Here is a 17,891-nt window from a genome sequence, read left to right as displayed (position 1 = left end):
CGCTATGCAAGAAAAATATCACCCCCAGGAAATTGAAAAGAAAGCCCAGCAATATTGGGAACAAACTGCCGCTTTCAAAGCCGTCGAAGACTCCGGCAAACCCAAATACTATTGTTTGTCGATGTTTCCTTATCCGTCGGGCAAATTGCACATGGGGCATGTACGCAACTATACCATCGGCGACGTACTGTCGCGTTACCGCCGGATGCGAGGTTACAACGTTATGCAGCCAATGGGTTGGGACGCGTTTGGTTTACCGGCGGAAAACGCCGCGATGCAAAACAATGTATCGCCGGCCAAATGGACCTACGACAATATCGCGTATATGCGCAAGCAATTGAAAAGCTTGGGGCTGAGCATCGACTGGGATCGCGAGATCGCCACCTGCGATCCGGAATATTACCGCTGGAATCAGTGGTTGTTTTTGCGCATGCTGGAAAAAGGCCTGGCGTACCAGACCACCGGCACGGTCAATTGGGATCCGATCGACCAAACGGTACTGGCCAATGAACAAGTCATCGACGGTTGCGGCTGGCGCACCGGCGCGCCGGTGGAGAAGCGCGAAATTCCGATGTATTACCTGAAAATCACCCAATACGCCGATGAATTGCTTTCCTCGCTGGACTCTCTGACCGGTTGGCCGGAGCGCGTCAAAACCATGCAGGCTAACTGGATCGGTAAAAGCTACGGTGTCGACATCACCTTCCCTGCCGACCGCGGATCCGGCACGCCGCAAGATCTGAAAGTATTTACCACGCGCGCGGACACGCTGATGGGCGCTACCTACGTCGCCGTCGCTGCCGAGCATCCGATCGCGCTGCATGCCGCGCAAAACAATCCCGCGCTACAAGCCTTCATTCAGGAATGCAAACTGGGATCGGCCAAGGAAGCCGATCTTGCCACGCAGGAAAAGAAAGGCATGGATACCGGGTTATTTGTGATCCATCCGCTCAATGGCGATAGATTGCCGGTCTGGGTCGCCAATTACGTACTGATGGGCTACGGCGAGGGCGCGGTGATGGCGGTTCCGGCGCACGACGAGCGCGATTTTGAGTTTGCTACGCAATACCAATTACCGATCAAAGCGGTCATCAAACCCGCCCAGGATGAACTGCAACTGCCGCTTGCCGAAGCGTATGCCGAGCATGGCATCACCTTTGATTCCGGCGAATTTTCCGGGCTGGATTTTCAGCAAGCGGTCGATGCTATCGCGTCAGCATTGCAGCAAAAAGGACTGGGCAACAAGCGCGTGCAATTCCGCTTGCGCGATTGGGGCATTTCCCGCCAGCGCTACTGGGGCTGTCCGATTCCTTTGATTCATTGCGGCACTTGCGGTGTGGTGCCGGTGCCCGACGATCAATTGCCGGTAGTGCTGCCGCAGGATTTGGTACCGGATGGTTCCGGCAATCCGCTGGGTAAAACACCATCTTTTTACGAGTGCGATTGTCCGAAATGCGGCCAAGCCGCACGCCGGGAAACCGACACCATGGATACCTTTGTCGATTCTTCCTGGTATTACGCGCGTTATGCCTGCCCCGATCAGCACCAGGCGATGACCGATGAGCGCGTCAATTATTGGCTGCCTGCCGATCAATACATCGGCGGCATCGAACATGCCATTTTGCATCTACTGTATTCGCGCTTCTGGAGCAAGGTGATGCGCGATCTCGGTTTGCTGAAACTGGACGAACCGTTTACCAATCTGCTGACGCAAGGCATGGTGTTGAACGAGATTTTTTACCGCAAATCCGATAGCGGCCGCATCACTTATTACAACCCGGCGGAAATCACGCTGCAGCTCGACGACCAGGGCAAGCGTTGCGGCGCGATCCTGCAAACCGACAACCAGCCGGTCGAGTCCGGCGGCATCGGCACCATGTCGAAATCCAAAAATAACGGTGTCGATCCGCAAAAGCTGGTGGATGAATACGGCGCCGATACCGCGCGCTTGTTCATGATGTTCGCCAGTCCGCCGACGCAAACGCTGGAATGGGCGGATGCCGGCGTCGACGGCGCGCATCGTTTTCTCAAACGCTTGTGGCGGCAGGCGTATGTGCACCTGCAAAACGGCGCAGTCATAGTCGATCCCGGTCTGCATGCGGCATTGCCAGCGGAACTCAAGGCATTGCGCGGTCAACTGCACCAAACTATCGTCAAAGTGACTGACGATCTGGAACGGCGCCACACTTTCAATACCGCCATTGCCGCAGTAATGGAACTGATGAACGGATTAGCAAAATGCCAGGACTCCGGCACCGCAAGCCGCAATCTGACGCAAGAAGCATTGGAAAACATTGTACTGCTGCTTTCCCCCATCGTTCCGCATATTTGTCATGATTTGTGGCGCGAACTGAAACCAGGTACTGAGCTTGCCGATCAACCCTGGCCGCGAGCCGACCAAGCGGCAATGGTGCAAGACGAAATCAAGCTGATCGTGCAAGTCAATGGCAAATTACGCGCGCAAATCACTATCTCGAAAGATGCCGGACAAGAAGCGATTGAACGTGCTGCGTTGTCTAATGAACATGTGCAGAAATTCATTGAAGGACAGGCGGTCAAAAAGGTCATCGTGGTACCCGGCAAACTGGTCAATATCGTTTTCTAATCCCGATTTTCTTAGCCCATGAAACTTTATACGCTGCCATTAATGAGTTTGATCGTTTTATGTTTACTCACCGCTTGCGGATTCAAACTGCGCGGCCAGATTTCGCCTTTGCCGTTCAAGTCGATGTATGTCATGGCGCCGGACGGTCATACCATCGGATTGGAAATGGAGCGTCTCATAAAAAATTCATCGACAACCCGGTTAGCAACCACCCGGACAGAAGCGGAAGCCACACTGGACATTATCAGCGCGGTCAACGAACGGGCGATTCTGTCACTGTCGGGCGGCGGGCGTGTGCGTGACTTTAACTTGATCTACCGGGTGATTTACCGGGTATTGGATCAGCGCGGCATTGAAATTGTGCCGAATACCGAAATTGCTTTGACCCGTATCCTGCCGTTCCTGGATGCGCAAATTCTGGCGAAAGAAGGTGAAGAGCGATTACTCGTGAAAGAGATGCAGAGCGATGCATTGCAACAAATCATCTGGCGGCTATCCGCCTATAAAGCACCCGCAGAAAGCTCACAATAACCGTTTATTCTGTAGAGCATTTCATGCGCATTCGGTTTGAGCAATTAACACAATTCCTGAAGAATCAATCCACGTCGCTCTATACATTTTCCGGCAATGAACCGCTCCTGATCCAGGAAGCCACGGATCAAGTGCGTGCCTGCGCGCGTCAGCAAGGCTACACCGAGCGCGAGCTTTTCACTGTTGATCAGCACTTTAATTGGTCCGATCTGCTCAATGCAGGCAATAACCGCTCGCTATTTGGTGACCGGAAATTCATCGAGATCCGCATTCCGTCCGGAAAACCCGGCAAAGAGGGCAGCAAAGCGATTGAAGCTTACTGCAAAACGTTGCCGCCCGATACCATGACACTGGTTACCCTACCGAGAATCGATAAACAAGGCCAAGCAAGCAAGTGGTTTAAAACACTCGAATCTGCCGGTGCATTCATCCCGCTTTATCCGATCGATCGTAACCAGTTGCCGGAATGGCTTAGTCAGCGGCTTGCCGGACAACACCAGAAAACAACTCCGGCAACGTTGCAGTTTCTGGCCGATCGCCTGGAAGGAAACCTGCTGGCGGCGCATCAGGAAATGCAAAAGCTTGCCTTGCTCTACCCGAGCGGCGAACTGTCATTCGATCAAGTGAAAGACGTCGTGCTGAATGTTGCGCGGTACGATGTTTATCAACTAGCGGATGCTTTAATCTCCGGTGATAGCCAGCGCTACAACCGTATCCTGTCAGGGTTACAAGGCGAAGGAACCGCTCCTTTGCTGATCCTCGCCACCTTGACCGAGCAAATCCGTCAACTCATCACTATCCGCCGAGGGCTTAACAGCGGCCAATCTCCGGATCAATTATTGCTAAAAGCGAGAATTTGGGGAGAACGCCAGAAAACCGTCTTAACCGCCGCCAAACGCACCAGTTTGCAGACCTTATTGCAAAAGCTCTGCCAAGCTGCGCTTATAGACCGTATTATCAAAGGCGTTGCCCAAGGTGATGTCTGGGATGAATTATTACAATTGGGTTTACCCGTGATTGACCATCACAGTTAGTATTGGAAATTGAACAGCATCCCAGAGAATCAATCGATGACTGTTTCAAATTTGACTTTTATGGATGTCTACCTTAGAATTCCAGACTCTTTTGAATACGCAGGGCAGGTTTTCGTGAAAACATTTTCAGCCAAACCACACGAAGTCAATCATGATTGGTTTCTTATTGACGCTACTGACAAAGTATTGGGCCGACTCGCATCACAAATCGCCCATCGCTTACGCGGTAAGCACAAACCAATCTACACGCCGCATGTTGACACAGGTGACTATATCATTGTAATCAATGCGGATAAATTACGCGTAACCGGTAATAAGGCGGACGATAAAATCTATTATCGCCATACCGGCTATCCCGGCGGGATTTATGCCACCACTTTCAAGAAAATGCACGCTCGTTTTCCGGCCAGACCACTTGAAAAAGCTGTTAAAGGCATGTTACCCAAGGGACCACTGGGCTATGCGATGCTAAAGAAACTTAAAGTGTATGCCGGAGATTCACATCCGCATGCGGCTCAACAACCTAAACCACTCGAAGTAAGAGCATAATATGACTACCCAATTTAATTATGGAACCGGCCGTCGCAAAAGTGCAGTGGCTCGTGTGTTCATAAAACCCGGCAAGGGAGCAATCACCGTCAACGACAAACCAGTTGATGATTATTTCTCCCGGAAAACCGGACGTATGATCGTCAGACAACCGCTTGAATTGACAGAAAATCTGACAACATTTGACATCATGGTCAATATTCATGGCGGCGGTGAATCAGGTCAAGCTGGCGCGGTACGGCATGGGATTACACGGGCACTCATTGATTACGACGCGACTTTAAAACCCGTATTAAGCAAAGCCGGACTCGTTACCCGGGATGCTCGGGAAGTGGAAAGAAAGAAAGTGGGTTTGCGGAAGGCGAGACGTCGCAAGCAATTTTCAAAACGATAATTTTACTGGTATTTGGAATTTTGAAGCCGCCTTTTTACAGGCGGCTTTTTTATTGATACTTTTGCAAGTACCTTAAATAAAATACAGGAGTCATCATGATTAATGTCGGTATCGTCGGTGGTACGGGTTACACAGGAGTCGAGTTACTGCGGTTGCTGGCACTCCATCCCAAAGTAAAAATTAAGGCGATCACATCGCGCAACGAAGCAGGAATGGCTGTTTCCGAATTATTTACCAATCTCAGAGGGTATATCGATCTCAAATTCAGCGACCCTGCCAATGCGAAACTAAATAAATGCGATCTGGTATTTTTTGCCACACCCAATGGCATTGCAATGCAGCAAGCGGAATCCTTGCTGCAATCGGGTGTAAAAATTATCGACCTTGCAGCAGATTTTCGTATCAAGAATGTCACCGAATGGGAAAAATGGTACGGCATGCAACATGCCTGCCCAAGCCTGGTAGCTGAAGCGGTTTACGGGCTCCCTGAAATTAACCGGGAGCAAATCAAAAATGCGCGTTTAATCGCCAATCCGGGCTGCTACCCCACTGCCGTTCAACTTGGCTTTTTACCCTTAATAGAAGCGAAAGCAATTGACACCGGTCACCTGATCGCCGATGTCAAATCAGGTGTATCCGGTGCTGGCAGGAAAGCGGAAGTTCATACACTGCTTGCTGAAGCGGGTGACAACTTTAAAGCCTACGGCGTGCCTGGACACCGGCACCTCCCCGAAATTAAGCAGGGATTATCGAATGTCGCCAAGCAACCGGTAGGTTTGACTTTTGTGCCTCACTTGGTGCCGATGATCCGCGGGATTCATGCTACGCTTTACGCTAAACTTACTAAAAAAATTGATCTACAGGAACTCTACGAGCAACGTTATCAGAATGAAGCTTTTGTCGATGTATTACCGGCAGGAAAACACCCTGAAACTCGCTCCGTCAGAGGCTCGAATCTTTGCCGGATCGCCGTACACCAGCCACAGAATGGCGATACTGCGGTGATTTTGTCGGTCACCGATAACCTTGTTAAAGGCGCGGCAGGTCAGGCAATTCAGAATATGAATATCATGTTCAATTTGCCGGAATCACTCGGCATCCAGCAGATTCCCTTGTTGCCCTAGTTTCCGGAAATCAGCAAACGCTGTTTTTTTGGCTTGATTGCGGTAAGATGTTCGATGCATCCGGTTACAATAACCGGATGCCATGTGTAAGTGATTAAACATCCATTTAACAAGCAAGTAAGTCCGGTGCATACGATTCCCCCTCAAAAAACAAAAATTCCTCGTGTTGCCGTCCAGCCGCTTCGCTCCTGGCAATTCTATCTTTTAGCGGGTATCGCTTGCTGCTCACTCATTACTTTATTGTCGTGGGCTATGTACGAAGCTGGCAAGCGCTCGGAAAATGCATTCAATGATGTCGTCGAAGAAAATTTCAGCTATTCCTTCGATCCTGGGATTTGCAGACAAACGAAGAAACGCCAATTGTGTTCACAGATAGGGGATTTGGCCCAGCAATTGCAAATTGGAAGCACGGCCAACCAAAATCTCGCCGAACAAGTAAAATCACTCGCGCAAGAAAACGATCATCTCAAAGAGAAATTAGCTTTCTTCCAACATCTTGTATCAAATAACACCAAAAGCGGGATATCCGTTTATCAATTCAGTTTAAAAGAAACCGAAATATCGGGAAAATACCGCTATGCACTGACCTTGATTCAAAGTGGCGAGCGCCCGAATGATTTTAAAGGCAGCCTTAAATTTCAAGTTAAATTATCCCAAAATGGGCGGAGTAAATTGATTCCATTGGTCAATAAAAACTCCCATCGTAATTTTCCAGTTGAATTCAAATTTCTGCATCGATTAGAAGAAAGCTTTATAGTACCGCCGGATACCAGCGTCGAAAACATCCAGGTAGAAGTCTTTAGAGAAGGCAACAACAAAGCCATTCTTACCGAAACCGTGTCACCGGTCTTGTGAAGGAGAAAAAACATGTTCGGCAGAAAAAGAAAAAACCAGCTACACCACCACATTGATACCTTGATTGGCGCGAACACCAAACTGACGGGTGATGTGCATTTTACCGGCGGCTTGCGGATTGACGGACACATTACCGGTAATATCATCGCTGCAGGCGGCGAACATGATACTTTAGTACTCAGTAACGCAGGCAGCATTACCGGCAAAATCAGCGTTGCCAACGTCGTAATAAACGGTACTGTCAACGGCCCTGTTCATGCGCCAAGCTATCTGGAATTACAAGAAAATGCCAAAGTCTACGGAGATGTTCAGTATGGCTCGCTGGAAATCCATTTGGGCGCTTCCGTTCAGGGAAAGATGATTCACCAGAATTCTCCGGAAGACGATCATGCAAAGAGCGTGGATAAAATGATACCATTAATTCCTGCTGCGGCTGATCAGCAGCAATCTCCCACAGAAACCATTACAAAATAACGCTCGCACTTTGTGCTGAGTAAGCAACAATTTTCATCTACAGGACTGTCAGCGTATATGAACACACAAATCAATGCACCACTTAACTTTACCGAAAATGCGGCAACCAAGGTCAAGCAGCTCATCGAGGAAGAAGGTAACAATAATCTTAACCTCCGGGTCTTTGTCAGCGGTGGCGGCTGTTCAGGATTTCAATACGGCTTTACTTTTGACGAACAGGTCAACGAAGACGACACCGTGATGGAAAAAAACGGTGTCAAATTACTGGTGGATCCGATGAGTTTCCAGTATTTGATCGGCGCTGAAATTGATTACCAGGAGAACTTACAGGGTGCACAGTTCATCATTAAAAATCCTGGCGCTACAAGCACTTGCGGTTGCGGGTCATCATTCTCCGTATGATTCGAGTTCGATTCGAATCACGCGGAATTCAAGCCGGATAGATCGCACCCAGAATTCTATCACCGCTTGCGCCGGTCACCGCAGCCAGATTTCCGGTTTCGCGCAGCAAGGTTCGCCGGGCCAGCCATGCGAATGCAAAAGCTTCGACCCAGTCGGCAGCGACACCAAGCGAATCGGTCATTTCGATCCTTCGATCAGGCAACTGACCGGCCAGACGTCTCATCAACGCTGCATTGTGAGCCCCGCCGCCGCAAACATAGATTTCTTCGGTATCCGGACAATAGTCTACAATTGCCGCGGCAATCGAACGGATTGTCAATTCCAGCAGAGTCGCTTGCACGTCTTCAAGGGGTTCATTTCCTGAAATTTTTTGCTCCAGCCATTCCAGATTAAACCATTCTCTACCGGTGCTTTTGGGTGGCTTGCGTTCAAAGTAAGAATCTGCCAATAAAGCATCCAGCAAAGTTGAAATAACACATCCGCTGGCTGCCCAGTACCCATTATCATCATAATGCCGCCCGGTATGAAGCGAGCACCACGCATCCATTAGCAAATTTCCCGGCCCGCTATCGAAGCCCATTACCGGCAATCTGGAATTTAACCGGGTAATATTGGCAATCCCGCCAATATTGACGATAACGCGAGGATGACTGGCGTGCATGAACACCGTCTGATGAAAAGCGGGAACCAATGGCGCGCCCTGACCGCCGGCAGCAATGTCGCGGCTGCGAAAATCGGAAACCACAGAAATTCCGGTTAATTCGGCTAATAACGCAGAATTGACCAGTTGTATCGTATAGCCCTTCGCTTTCTCCGGGCAGTGACGGATAGTTTGCCCATGACAACCGATAGCCGCTATCCGCTTGAAATTGACACCTGCGCCTTTGAGTAAACCGGTAACCGCCTGCGCATAACAATGCGATAACTGATTAGCAAGAATCGCGGCGCGATGCAATTCATCATTTCCGGGTTGATGAAGCGCTAATAATTCCTTTTTTAGCGCATTATCATAAGGAAGGAAGAAAGTTTGCAACAGCGCCGGGGAGTTATCCTGGAAGTCCGCCAAAACGGCATCCACGCCATCAAGGCTGGTACCCGACATGATGCCGATATAAAAAACAGATTCCAACTAACTTAATGCTTGAGAAATGACAGAGTCCGGCAGTTCCTCATACGATTGATGGCGATGCGGTCATCGCCAACTCGCATGATTGCTTTGATTGATTATTCGATTGCAGCAAGCTGGATGCTGCGCATGATATTGAGACGCGCCACCAACGATTGTGTTTCTTTCTGGAAATTGTTCAAATCACGCTTGGCAATTGGCGGCGCCGTCGGCAACATCACTTTCGTCGGGTCACGCTGCACGCCATCGACACGCAATTCATAATGCAGATGCGGACCGGTTGCCATGCCGGTAGAACCGACATATCCAATCACATCCCCTTGATTGATTCGTTTACCTCTCGACAGTCCTGAAGCAAAACGGGATAAATGGCCATACGCTGTTTCGTATTTACCGTTATGTTTCAGCACAACCAGATTACCATATCCCCGCTGCGATCCTGAGAAAGCGACGATACCGCTTGCCGTGGCTTTTACAGGCGTGCCTGTCGGCGCGGCATAATCAATACCGCGATGCGCGCGCCATTCTTTCAAAATCGGATGAAAGCGCGCATTGGTGAAACCAGAACTTACACGCGTGAAAGCGAGCGGCGACAACAGAAAGGCTTTACGCAGACTATCACCTTCCGGTGTGTAATATCCATCCGCGCCGTTCGATGATTTAAAATAAATGGCCTGATGGGATTTTCCCTTGTTGACAAACTCAACGGCTAACACTTGCCCGGTTTTGGCGCGCCCGCCATTGTTTGAAAAGGTTTCATAAACAACGGTAAAGCGATCGCCCTGGCGTAAATCGCGATAAAAATCGATTTCCGACGCAAAAATCTCGGTCAACTGCATGGCAATATTGTTGGGAATGCCCGCGTTATCCGTTGCTGCGAACAACGAACTGGTAATTACACCGGACTTCATATGAACTTGACTATCGAGCTCAATAGACTGCTCGGTCATCTTAAATTCATCATCCGTTTTTTCCATCAAAAACAACTCTTCGTTACCGAAAAAATAACGCATTGACAACAATTCGCCATCGGCTGTTGTTTGAGCATGAATGGTTTTACCCGGCTTCAGTTGACGCATGGCGCGGCTGCCGCGAGCCGCTTGAAGAAAGTCAGTTGAATCCTGACTGCTGATATCCAAGCGATTCAGAATGCTTGCAATCGTATCACCCCGGCGGATACTTTCCTGACGCCAGAAGGTTTGATTAGCTTGCGCCTCTGCCAATGCATCCGGAATGGACAAATCAAGATCAAGCACAACTTCCTCAACTTGAACGTTCCCGAATGAAGGAGAATTAGGTGCAATTCCGAATGCCGTTACGATGCCGAAAAGTGGGATGCTGGATAAAGCGACCAGCCAGCGAATTGATTTTTTTGTTAGTTTTGATGATTTTTGAGCTAGAATCCTTTGTTTACTGCTGATAGACGTATAAAGCATCTATGAAGTACCTCCAGTCGTTTGTATCATTTTTGCAAACAGGCGCGAGTCTAACATGAAAATAGTAAATTTGTACTAAGAAACTACTAGAAAAGTACTAAAAAATTAACTCGCAGCACAATATTATCAATAAAAATCATTAAGTTAATATTATCGTGAAAAAATCAATAATATCTGATCTTGGCATTATAAAGCGTGGCAGTCACGAACTATTAGTAGAAACAGAGCTGGAAAGTAAGCTTATTTCCGGACATCCACTGCGCGTAAAAGCCGGATTTGACCCGACAGCACCGGATTTGCATTTAGGGCACACGGTATTAATCAACAAATTACGCCAGTTGCAAGAGATGGGACACAAAATCCTGTTTCTGATCGGCGATTTCACCGGCATGATCGGCGACCCCAGCGGCAAGAATGCCACACGCCCGCCGCTCAGCAGGGAGCAAGTCGCAGAAAACGCCAAGTCGTACACTGCGCAAGTTTTTAAAATCTTAAAACCGGAGCAAACCGAAGTCGTATTCAATTCGACCTGGATGGACAAGCTCAATGCAGCCGATTTGATCAAACTAGCGGCAACGCATACGGTGGCGCGCATGCTGGAACGTGACGACTTCGACAAGCGTTATCGCAGCAATCAAGCCATTGCCATTCACGAGTTCCTCTATCCGCTTATCCAGGGATATGACTCCGTCGCGCTCAAAGCCGATCTTGAATTGGGTGGAACCGATCAAAAATTCAACTTATTGATGGGACGGGAACTGCAAAAACATTTCGGGCAACCCCAGCAATGCATTCTGACCATGCCGTTGCTCGAAGGACTGGATGGCGTTAACAAGATGTCCAAATCGCTCAACAATTACGTCGGAATTACCGAAAGCCCGAAAGATATATTTGGCAAACTGATGTCGATATCCGATCAATTGATGTGGCGTTATCTGGAGTTACTGTCTTTTGAATCGCTGCAAACCATTCAGAAGTGGCGTGAAGAAGTAGAGTCCGGACGCAACCCTCGCGACATCAAAGTCCGGTTCGCGCAAGAAATCGTGGCGCGGTTCCATAGCCAGCGCGCTGCCGAGGAAGCGCTTACGGATTTTGAAACACGCTTTAAACACGGCGCGTTACCCGACGAAATACCCGAAACAACAATTCAAGCGCCTGAGAATGAAATCCCATTGGTGCAAGTATTAAAGCAAAGCGGATTAACCGCCAGCACCAGTGAAGCGCTGCGCATGATCGAGCAAGGCGCGGTGAAATTGGATGGCGAAAAAGTGGAAGATAAATCCACCAAAATTAAACGGGGAGAATCCGTCGTTATTCAAGTCGGCAAACGGAAATTCGCCAAGGCCATCATTCAATAACAAACCTTATAGAATAATTTGCATGCTTGAGAAGAACCCGCTATACTGCGCGGCCTAAGTTGATGGGAATTTTTGATTCGTTCAACTTTTTCTGGTCTCATCGTTCCTGGCCTCTCCTTAATTTTTCAAGTTTTTCCGGAAAATGTGCAACAACTTTGGTTAGCGGCGATGCTTTATTTAATGCGCTTGCAAGGTTATGCACCATCACCATTTTTTTGGCAATGTTTTCCTGCCCGCGCGTTCTATTTCACTTTTTAGGAAATCAACGTGTCTTTTGAAGATTTAAATCTACACCCTGCTATTATCAAAGCAATCACCGAAGCGGGATATACCGCCCCGACCCCGATTCAAAAACAAGCGATCCCCGAATTAATCGCCGGCCACGATGTGATGGCCAGCGCACAAACCGGAACCGGTAAAACCGCCGCTTTCATGCTACCAGCATTACATCTCTTGGCAACACCGTCACAAGTGCGCAGCCGCGGACCGCGCATTCTGGTGCTGACACCGACTCGAGAACTGGCATTACAAGTTTCCGAAGCTGCCAAGAAATATGGCAAACACCTGCCTCGCATCAATGTGGTCAGCATCCTGGGCGGCATGCCTTACCCATTGCAAAACAAACTGTTGTCGCAACCGGTCGAAATTCTGGTCGCCACACCAGGGCGGCTGATTGATCACATACAACGTGGCCGCATTGATTTTAAACGCTTGCAGATGCTGGTATTGGACGAAGCCGACCGGATGCTGGACATGGGTTTCATCGAAGATGTCGAAACCATCGCAGCCGCGACACCGGACACTCGACAAACATTACTATTTTCCGCCACACTCGACGGCGCCATCGACAAAGTCGCTGCGAAACTGCTAAAAACGCCAAAACGAATTCAAGTCGCATCCTCCAAAACCAGGCTTGACAATATCGAACAGCGACTGCATTACACCGACGATATGTCGCATAAAAATCGTTTGCTCGATCATCTCCTGCGTGACGAATCAATGAAACAAGCGATCGTGTTCACCGCTACCAAACGCGATGCCGACACCTTGGCGGATAACCTGCATGCTCAAGGTTTTGCCGCCGCTGCTCTGCATGGCGATATGAATCAACGCGAACGCAACCGCACGCTCACCCGGTTGCGCAACGGCGGTTTGCGCGTGCTGGTGGCAACCGATGTCGCCGCGCGCGGCATTGACGTTGCCGACATCACGCATGTCATCAACTTCGATCTACCTAAATTCGCTGAAGATTACGTGCACCGTATTGGCCGTACCGGCCGCGCCGGCGCAGCAGGCACAGCGGTTTCATTCGCATCGGTCAAGGACAGTCTCCACCTGTCCAGAATTGAGCGCTATACCGGCCAACGCATTTCCTCGCACATCATTCCCGGCTTGGAACCGCGCATCAAACCTCGCTTTAATAATAATGGCCCGAGAAGCGCACCCAACGTGACACAAAAACACAAGCGTTCGCCCTTTGCCGGTAACGACAAGCGCCCCGCCTTCGGCGCAGCAGCTCAGACCCATGAGCCCGGCAGAACCCGTAACGGCGAGCGCGGTAAATCTTTTGACGGCAACCGTTCATTCGGACATCATCCTCGCGGCAACGCGGTGCGAAATAGCAGTGGTGGCAAATCTTCCCATCAATTCGCGCGCACCAAGTAATAACCGCAGTCATTTCACGCCATCTCCATCTTCTGCACCGCTTTCCTGTCCGTCACGAATCGTAGATTCTTGATTTGACCGCAGCGTGCAGAAGATGCATTTATCTCAATTCTAAGCTTTGTGAATTGGTGATTCGACATCACGAAATTTAATTCAATGATCCAGACAAACTTCTATTTTATTTTGCGGATAACTATCGAAGCACAGTTATTGCAAAGACTTCATTTGAGGAATGACTGGTATCTACTACGATTCTAAAATTTAATTTCCGTATCAGAATCCCGTAATAGGGAAAAACTGCATTTCTACAATATATACACAAATGGAGTATTTAAGAGTTTTCGATTAACACCCAGGATATCTGACAACATAAAATTGAATTAAAGGGTTATTGGTTAATTCTTCTTCTCATAAATCTCAATCCTATCGTTCATACTGATGCCACCAATCGCTTAACAACACTGGAAAATCTTATGACCCACGATCCCGCTACTTGCACATGCGCCACCGGAAAAAGACGGCTGATTGTACTTTCACCCAACTTGGATATCGAATTTCCCGAACTACTGATGTTCGGCAACCAAACCAACTGGTGTTATCACCAAGATATTCATGCATTGGAAATACCGTTCGGTATCGAAGAACCGACAAAATCACTGACAGGGTTCGTCAATTTTCTTCGAGGATTGCTCGATCAGGCCAGACTGCGCTCATTGCGAGCTGCTTGGCTCAACGATCGCGAAACCATTGAAAAACAATTTCCAAAGCTGATACATGCCGGTTCTCTGGTCAGCATGGTACCGCATGATGGTTCATCGCTTGTCAGCATCCTCCATCAGCGCCGGATTGAAACTTGGTTCCAGCCGGTTAAGCGAGTATCGGACGGTAGCACTTGGGGATACGAATGTTTGCTCCGCGGACGCGCTGACAACGGTGATTTAATCAGCCCGGGCGCATTGATCGAATGGGCAAGGCGGGAAAATCTGGTGTTCATGCTGGATCGCTTATCGCGTGAAATTCATCTCAAGAATGCCGGAACGAAAATTCCCAATCTGCAATCGATGCACATACTGATCAATTTCCTGCCCTCGTCGATTTATCGCCCTGAGTTTTGTTTACGCAGTACCAATGCAGCCGCCGAAGCAGCCGGTATCCGCCCGGAAAATGTGGTATTCGAAGTCGTTGAAACCGAAGCAGTTGACGATATGGCGCACTTAACCAAAGTACTGGCGCATTATCGTCATGTCGGTTACAAGGTCGCGCTGGACGACATCGGCAGCGGCTTTTCATCGCTTAACCGGCTGGCGGAACTGAATCCGGATCTGATCAAAATCGATTTGGAATTAATCCAGCGCGCGCGTGAATCCAGCTTGCATCGCGACATTTGCAAAGCGCTGGTGGAACTCGGTCACAAACGCAATCTGCTGGTACTCGCTGAAGGCATAGAAACCGAACAGGATGAACAATTCGCCGCTAGTATCGGCGCCGACTTGCTACAAGGATTTTATATCGGCAAGCCTTCTCCTGAGGTCTAATCATTCATAGAATCCTGAAAGAATCCTGAATTTTGTACTTAACATGCTTATTCATGCCGGTCAGGCATAGGAAGGCTATGATTCCAATCTCCGGCGTTTCCGCAGCATCCGCACGATCCAATAAGCTGCAAACGCAGCGGTCAGATGCTTGAGCGAATGACCGCTGATCCAGCCGCTTGTCCAGGTAAAAATTTGCGAATCGAGTATTTCAAATAGCTTTGCGCCCGCGTAGAGCACTATCACTTGAAACACCGCATATCCATGACTGTAACGCGATGGAAAGCACAAGCTGATCCATATTATCAGCAGGATCGGATAAAATTGCATCACGAGATAAAAATTCAGATTGCCGGCGCCTTGCAGTTCGGTCCAGTACCAATACAACACACTTAGGATCGCCAGCATCACAAGCAACGGCAAAACCGCTAAACCGGCGGCAATATTCACTCGATCGGCCAACGTTGCCGACAGCAGCGCCGCGATCGCAATCACGATGGGCAACCGGTCCCACAGCAAGTGGTCGATATCCGGCTGCCAGTGATAGTACATGGAACCGAACGCAACGGCAGTCACGCTGAAAAATAACACCCAATAAGGCAGGCTTTCTTTCCGGTCGGCAAACGTGAATTGTTCCGGCGTTTGCCGCACCTGCCATAAAAACAACAAACCGGCGCTGCCGCTCACCAAGAAAGCCAAGTTGGATACCACATCGCTGAAATTCGGAATACCGAGAAAATTGCGTTGATCGGCAAAGAGATGATATTCAGCCGGTTGCGCGACCGGCGGCAGAATGATGGCTGCGGCGGCAACCAGAATCGTTGCGCCGGTGAATAACCATAAATGATGATGTGTCTTCATTCATCCGTACCGGAATTTCCCGGTCTTTATCCATGCATGTGCACAACGGCATCCTTAAGACGCGCCACCGGAATGATGGTCATGCCTTCGATGGTTTGCTTGGGCTTGTTCGCCAGCGGAATGATGGCTTGCTTGAAACCCAGTTTGGCGGCTTCTTTTAACCTTTCCTGGCCGCGTTGCACCGGGCGGATTTCACCTGCCAGACCGACCTCACCGATGACAATCATTTTTTCCGCCAGCGGTTTGTTTTTCAGCGACGAAACAACGGCCAGCAAAATCGCCAGATCGGCGCCGGGTTCGGTGATTTTGACCCCTCCCACGGCGTTGATGAATACATCCTGATCGTAACATGGAATGCCAGCGTGACGGTGCAACACCGCCAACAGCATTGCCAGCCGGTTTTGTTCCAGGCCGACGCACAACCGGCGCGGATTCGGTGAACGCGCTTCGTCAACCAGAGCTTGAATTTCCACCAGCAACGGACGCGTTCCCTCTTGCGTCACCATGATGCACGATCCCGGTACTTGCGCATCGTGATGCGACAAAAATAACGCCGAAGGGTTTTTAACCTCGCGCAGCCCCTTCTCGCTCATCGCAAACACCCCCAATTCATTGACCGCGCCAAAGCGATTCTTGAACGCGCGAATCATGCGAAAAGTGGAGTGCATATCACCTTCGAAATACAGCACGGTATCAACCATGTGCTCCAGCACGCGCGGCCCCGCCAGCGCGCCTTCCTTGGTGACGTGGCCGACCAGGATGATGCAAGTGCCGCTCGACTTGGCCAGCCGCGTCAATTGCGCCGCGCATTCGCGTACTTGCGCAACCGAACCCGGCGCGGATTGCAGAATTTCCGAATAAACCGTCTGGATCGAATCGATCACGGCGACAGCCGGCTTGCGTTTCGTCAGTACCGCCTGGATTTTTTCCAGCTGAATTTCCGCATATAAATCAACCGAACGGACATCCAGCGCCAGCCGCTTGGCGCGCAACGCCACTTGCTGCGCCGATTCTTCGCCGCTGACGTACAGTACGGCATGCTGTGCCGACATGGATGATAATGCTTGCAACAGCAAAGTCGATTTGCCGATGCCGGGATCGCCACCCAGCAGCACCACCCCGCCACGTACCATGCCACCGCCCAGCACCCGGTCGAGTTCTTCGATGCCGGTAGGATAGCGCGGTTCTTCCCGCGCTTCGATCATGCTTAAATTTTGCACTTCGCCGGTTTCAGAGACCGGACTGAAACGCGATACCGGTTTTTCCGCGATCGTTTCAACCAAAGTATTCCATGCCTGACAATGCGGGCACTGGCCTTGCCATTTCAAGGTTTGGCCGCCGCATTCAGTACAGGAGTAGATGGTTTTCTGCTTGGCCATGACGATGGCTGCTAATCGTAAACTTCCGCTTCAGTGAACGCCACGCCTTGTGCATCTTTACCGGAAAGAATGGGCTCCGCGCTCAGCGGCCAGTCAATCGCCAAAGTTGGATCATTCCAGGCAATGCAACGCTCATGTTCCGGCGACCAGTAATCGGTGGTTTTATACAAAAGCTCAGCTGTTTCGGACAACACGGCAAAACCATGCGCAAAACCGGGCGGTATCCATAATTGCTTTTTGTTGGCAGCACTCAGCACATCGCCGGCCCACTGCCCGAAAGTCGGCGACGACCGGCGCAAATCGACCGCGACATCAAACACTTCGCCAACCACCACGCGCACCATTTTTCCTTGCGCATGCTTAATTTGGTAATGCAAACCGCGCAACACATTCTGCACCGATTGCGAATGGTTGCTTTGCACGAAGCTGACCGGTTCCCCGACAATGGTTTCAAATTCGCGTTGATTGAAGCTCTCGAAAAAATAACCGCGGTTATCGCTGAACACACGGGGTTCCAGCAAAATGATATCGGAAATTGCCAAACGACTTGATTTCATGCCTGATAG

Annotated in this window: 17 protein-coding genes; 12 read left to right on the top strand and 5 right to left on the bottom strand. The window is 49.8% G+C overall.

Translation table 11 applies throughout. From position 1 onward, the window contains the following. Positions 1 to 4 precede the first annotated feature (4 nt). From leuS to erpA, 9 genes are all read left to right on the top strand, one after another. The gene (gene leuS, locus RBH92_RS03310) at positions 5 to 2,605 is read left to right on the top strand and encodes a leucine--tRNA ligase (RefSeq protein WP_307933261.1); all 2,601 of its coding nucleotides are present in this window, start codon (positions 5 to 7) and stop codon (positions 2,603 to 2,605) included. Positions 2,606 to 2,623: 18 nt separating this feature from the next. After that, positions 2,624 to 3,136, top strand: coding sequence for an LPS-assembly lipoprotein LptE (locus RBH92_RS03305; protein WP_292925296.1), 513 nt, complete (start codon positions 2,624 to 2,626; stop codon positions 3,134 to 3,136). A 23-nt stretch (positions 3,137 to 3,159) separates the two neighbouring features. Beyond that, positions 3,160 to 4,170 carry a DNA polymerase III subunit delta gene (holA, locus tag RBH92_RS03300; protein ID WP_307933260.1) on the top strand — a complete coding sequence of 337 codons (1,011 nt, stop codon included), beginning with the start codon at positions 3,160 to 3,162 and terminating at the stop codon, positions 4,168 to 4,170. Between the two features lie 114 nt (positions 4,171 to 4,284). Further along, positions 4,285 to 4,719, top strand: a complete 435-nt coding sequence (rplM, locus tag RBH92_RS03295; protein WP_292925342.1) for a 50S ribosomal protein L13 — start codon at positions 4,285 to 4,287, stop codon at positions 4,717 to 4,719. A gap of 1 nt (position 4,720) precedes the next feature. Further along, complete coding sequence (rpsI, locus tag RBH92_RS03290; protein WP_307933259.1) at positions 4,721 to 5,113, top strand: 30S ribosomal protein S9; 393 nt, start codon at positions 4,721 to 4,723, stop codon at positions 5,111 to 5,113. A gap of 95 nt (positions 5,114 to 5,208) precedes the next feature. Continuing rightward, positions 5,209 to 6,237 carry an N-acetyl-gamma-glutamyl-phosphate reductase gene (gene argC / locus RBH92_RS03285; protein WP_307933258.1) on the top strand — a complete coding sequence of 343 codons (1,029 nt, stop codon included), beginning with the start codon at positions 5,209 to 5,211 and terminating at the stop codon, positions 6,235 to 6,237. 381 nt (positions 6,238 to 6,618) lie between these two features. Continuing rightward, positions 6,619 to 7,092 (top strand): DUF6776 family protein, encoded by a 474-nt coding sequence (locus RBH92_RS03280; protein WP_307933257.1) that lies wholly within the window; start codon positions 6,619 to 6,621, stop codon positions 7,090 to 7,092. A gap of 12 nt (positions 7,093 to 7,104) precedes the next feature. Continuing rightward, the gene (locus RBH92_RS03275) at positions 7,105 to 7,566 is read left to right on the top strand and encodes a bactofilin family protein (RefSeq protein WP_307933256.1); all 462 of its coding nucleotides are present in this window, start codon (positions 7,105 to 7,107) and stop codon (positions 7,564 to 7,566) included. Between the two features lie 57 nt (positions 7,567 to 7,623). Beyond that, positions 7,624 to 7,968, top strand: a complete 345-nt coding sequence (gene erpA / locus RBH92_RS03270) for an iron-sulfur cluster insertion protein ErpA (protein ID WP_292925290.1) — start codon at positions 7,624 to 7,626, stop codon at positions 7,966 to 7,968. Positions 7,969 to 7,996: 28 nt separating this feature from the next. On the opposite strand, the gene RBH92_RS03265 is transcribed toward erpA, so the two are convergent. Together RBH92_RS03265 and RBH92_RS03260 are read right to left on the bottom strand one after the other, a co-directional pair. Beyond that, complete coding sequence (locus RBH92_RS03265; RefSeq protein ID WP_307933255.1) at positions 7,997 to 9,097, bottom strand: anhydro-N-acetylmuramic acid kinase; 1,101 nt, start codon at positions 9,095 to 9,097, stop codon at positions 7,997 to 7,999. A gap of 95 nt (positions 9,098 to 9,192) precedes the next feature. After that, on the bottom strand, positions 9,193 to 10,530 hold the full coding sequence (locus tag RBH92_RS03260) for a peptidoglycan DD-metalloendopeptidase family protein (protein WP_307933254.1): 1,338 nt from the start codon (positions 10,528 to 10,530) through the stop codon (positions 9,193 to 9,195). A gap of 155 nt (positions 10,531 to 10,685) precedes the next feature. Here RBH92_RS03260 and tyrS point away from each other — a divergent pair, with 155 nt between their 5' ends. From tyrS to RBH92_RS03245, 3 genes are all read left to right on the top strand, one after another. Beyond that, positions 10,686 to 11,888: a tyrosine--tRNA ligase gene (tyrS, locus tag RBH92_RS03255; protein WP_307933253.1), complete on the top strand. Its 1,203-nt coding sequence runs from the start codon at positions 10,686 to 10,688 to the stop codon at positions 11,886 to 11,888. A gap of 267 nt (positions 11,889 to 12,155) precedes the next feature. After that, positions 12,156 to 13,553, top strand: a complete 1,398-nt coding sequence (locus tag RBH92_RS03250; RefSeq protein ID WP_307933252.1) for a DEAD/DEAH box helicase — start codon at positions 12,156 to 12,158, stop codon at positions 13,551 to 13,553. A 473-nt stretch (positions 13,554 to 14,026) separates the two neighbouring features. Next, the gene (locus tag RBH92_RS03245) at positions 14,027 to 15,088 is read left to right on the top strand and encodes an EAL domain-containing protein (RefSeq protein ID WP_307933251.1); all 1,062 of its coding nucleotides are present in this window, start codon (positions 14,027 to 14,029) and stop codon (positions 15,086 to 15,088) included. Positions 15,089 to 15,163: 75 nt separating this feature from the next. On the opposite strand, the gene RBH92_RS03240 is transcribed toward RBH92_RS03245, so the two are convergent. Genes RBH92_RS03240 through rfbC form a run of 3 tightly spaced genes read right to left on the bottom strand, consistent with a single transcriptional unit; the run spans position 15,164 to position 17,882 of the window. Continuing rightward, positions 15,164 to 15,946, bottom strand: coding sequence for an alkaline phytoceramidase (locus RBH92_RS03240; RefSeq protein ID WP_307933250.1), 783 nt, complete (start codon positions 15,944 to 15,946; stop codon positions 15,164 to 15,166). A gap of 26 nt (positions 15,947 to 15,972) precedes the next feature. Next, a complete protein-coding gene (gene radA / locus RBH92_RS03235) occupies positions 15,973 to 17,325 on the bottom strand; it encodes a DNA repair protein RadA (RefSeq protein WP_307933249.1) in 1,353 nt (450 codons plus the stop codon). 11 nt (positions 17,326 to 17,336) lie between these two features. Further along, positions 17,337 to 17,882, bottom strand: a complete 546-nt coding sequence (gene rfbC / locus RBH92_RS03230) for a dTDP-4-dehydrorhamnose 3,5-epimerase (RefSeq protein ID WP_307933248.1) — start codon at positions 17,880 to 17,882, stop codon at positions 17,337 to 17,339. Positions 17,883 to 17,891: the final 9 nt, after the last annotated feature.

Source organism: Nitrosomonas sp. sh817 (assembly GCF_030908545.1).
In the GTDB taxonomy this organism is placed as follows: domain Bacteria; phylum Pseudomonadota; class Gammaproteobacteria; order Burkholderiales; family Nitrosomonadaceae; genus Nitrosomonas.
This window is presented reverse-complemented; position numbering and strand designations above follow the sequence as displayed.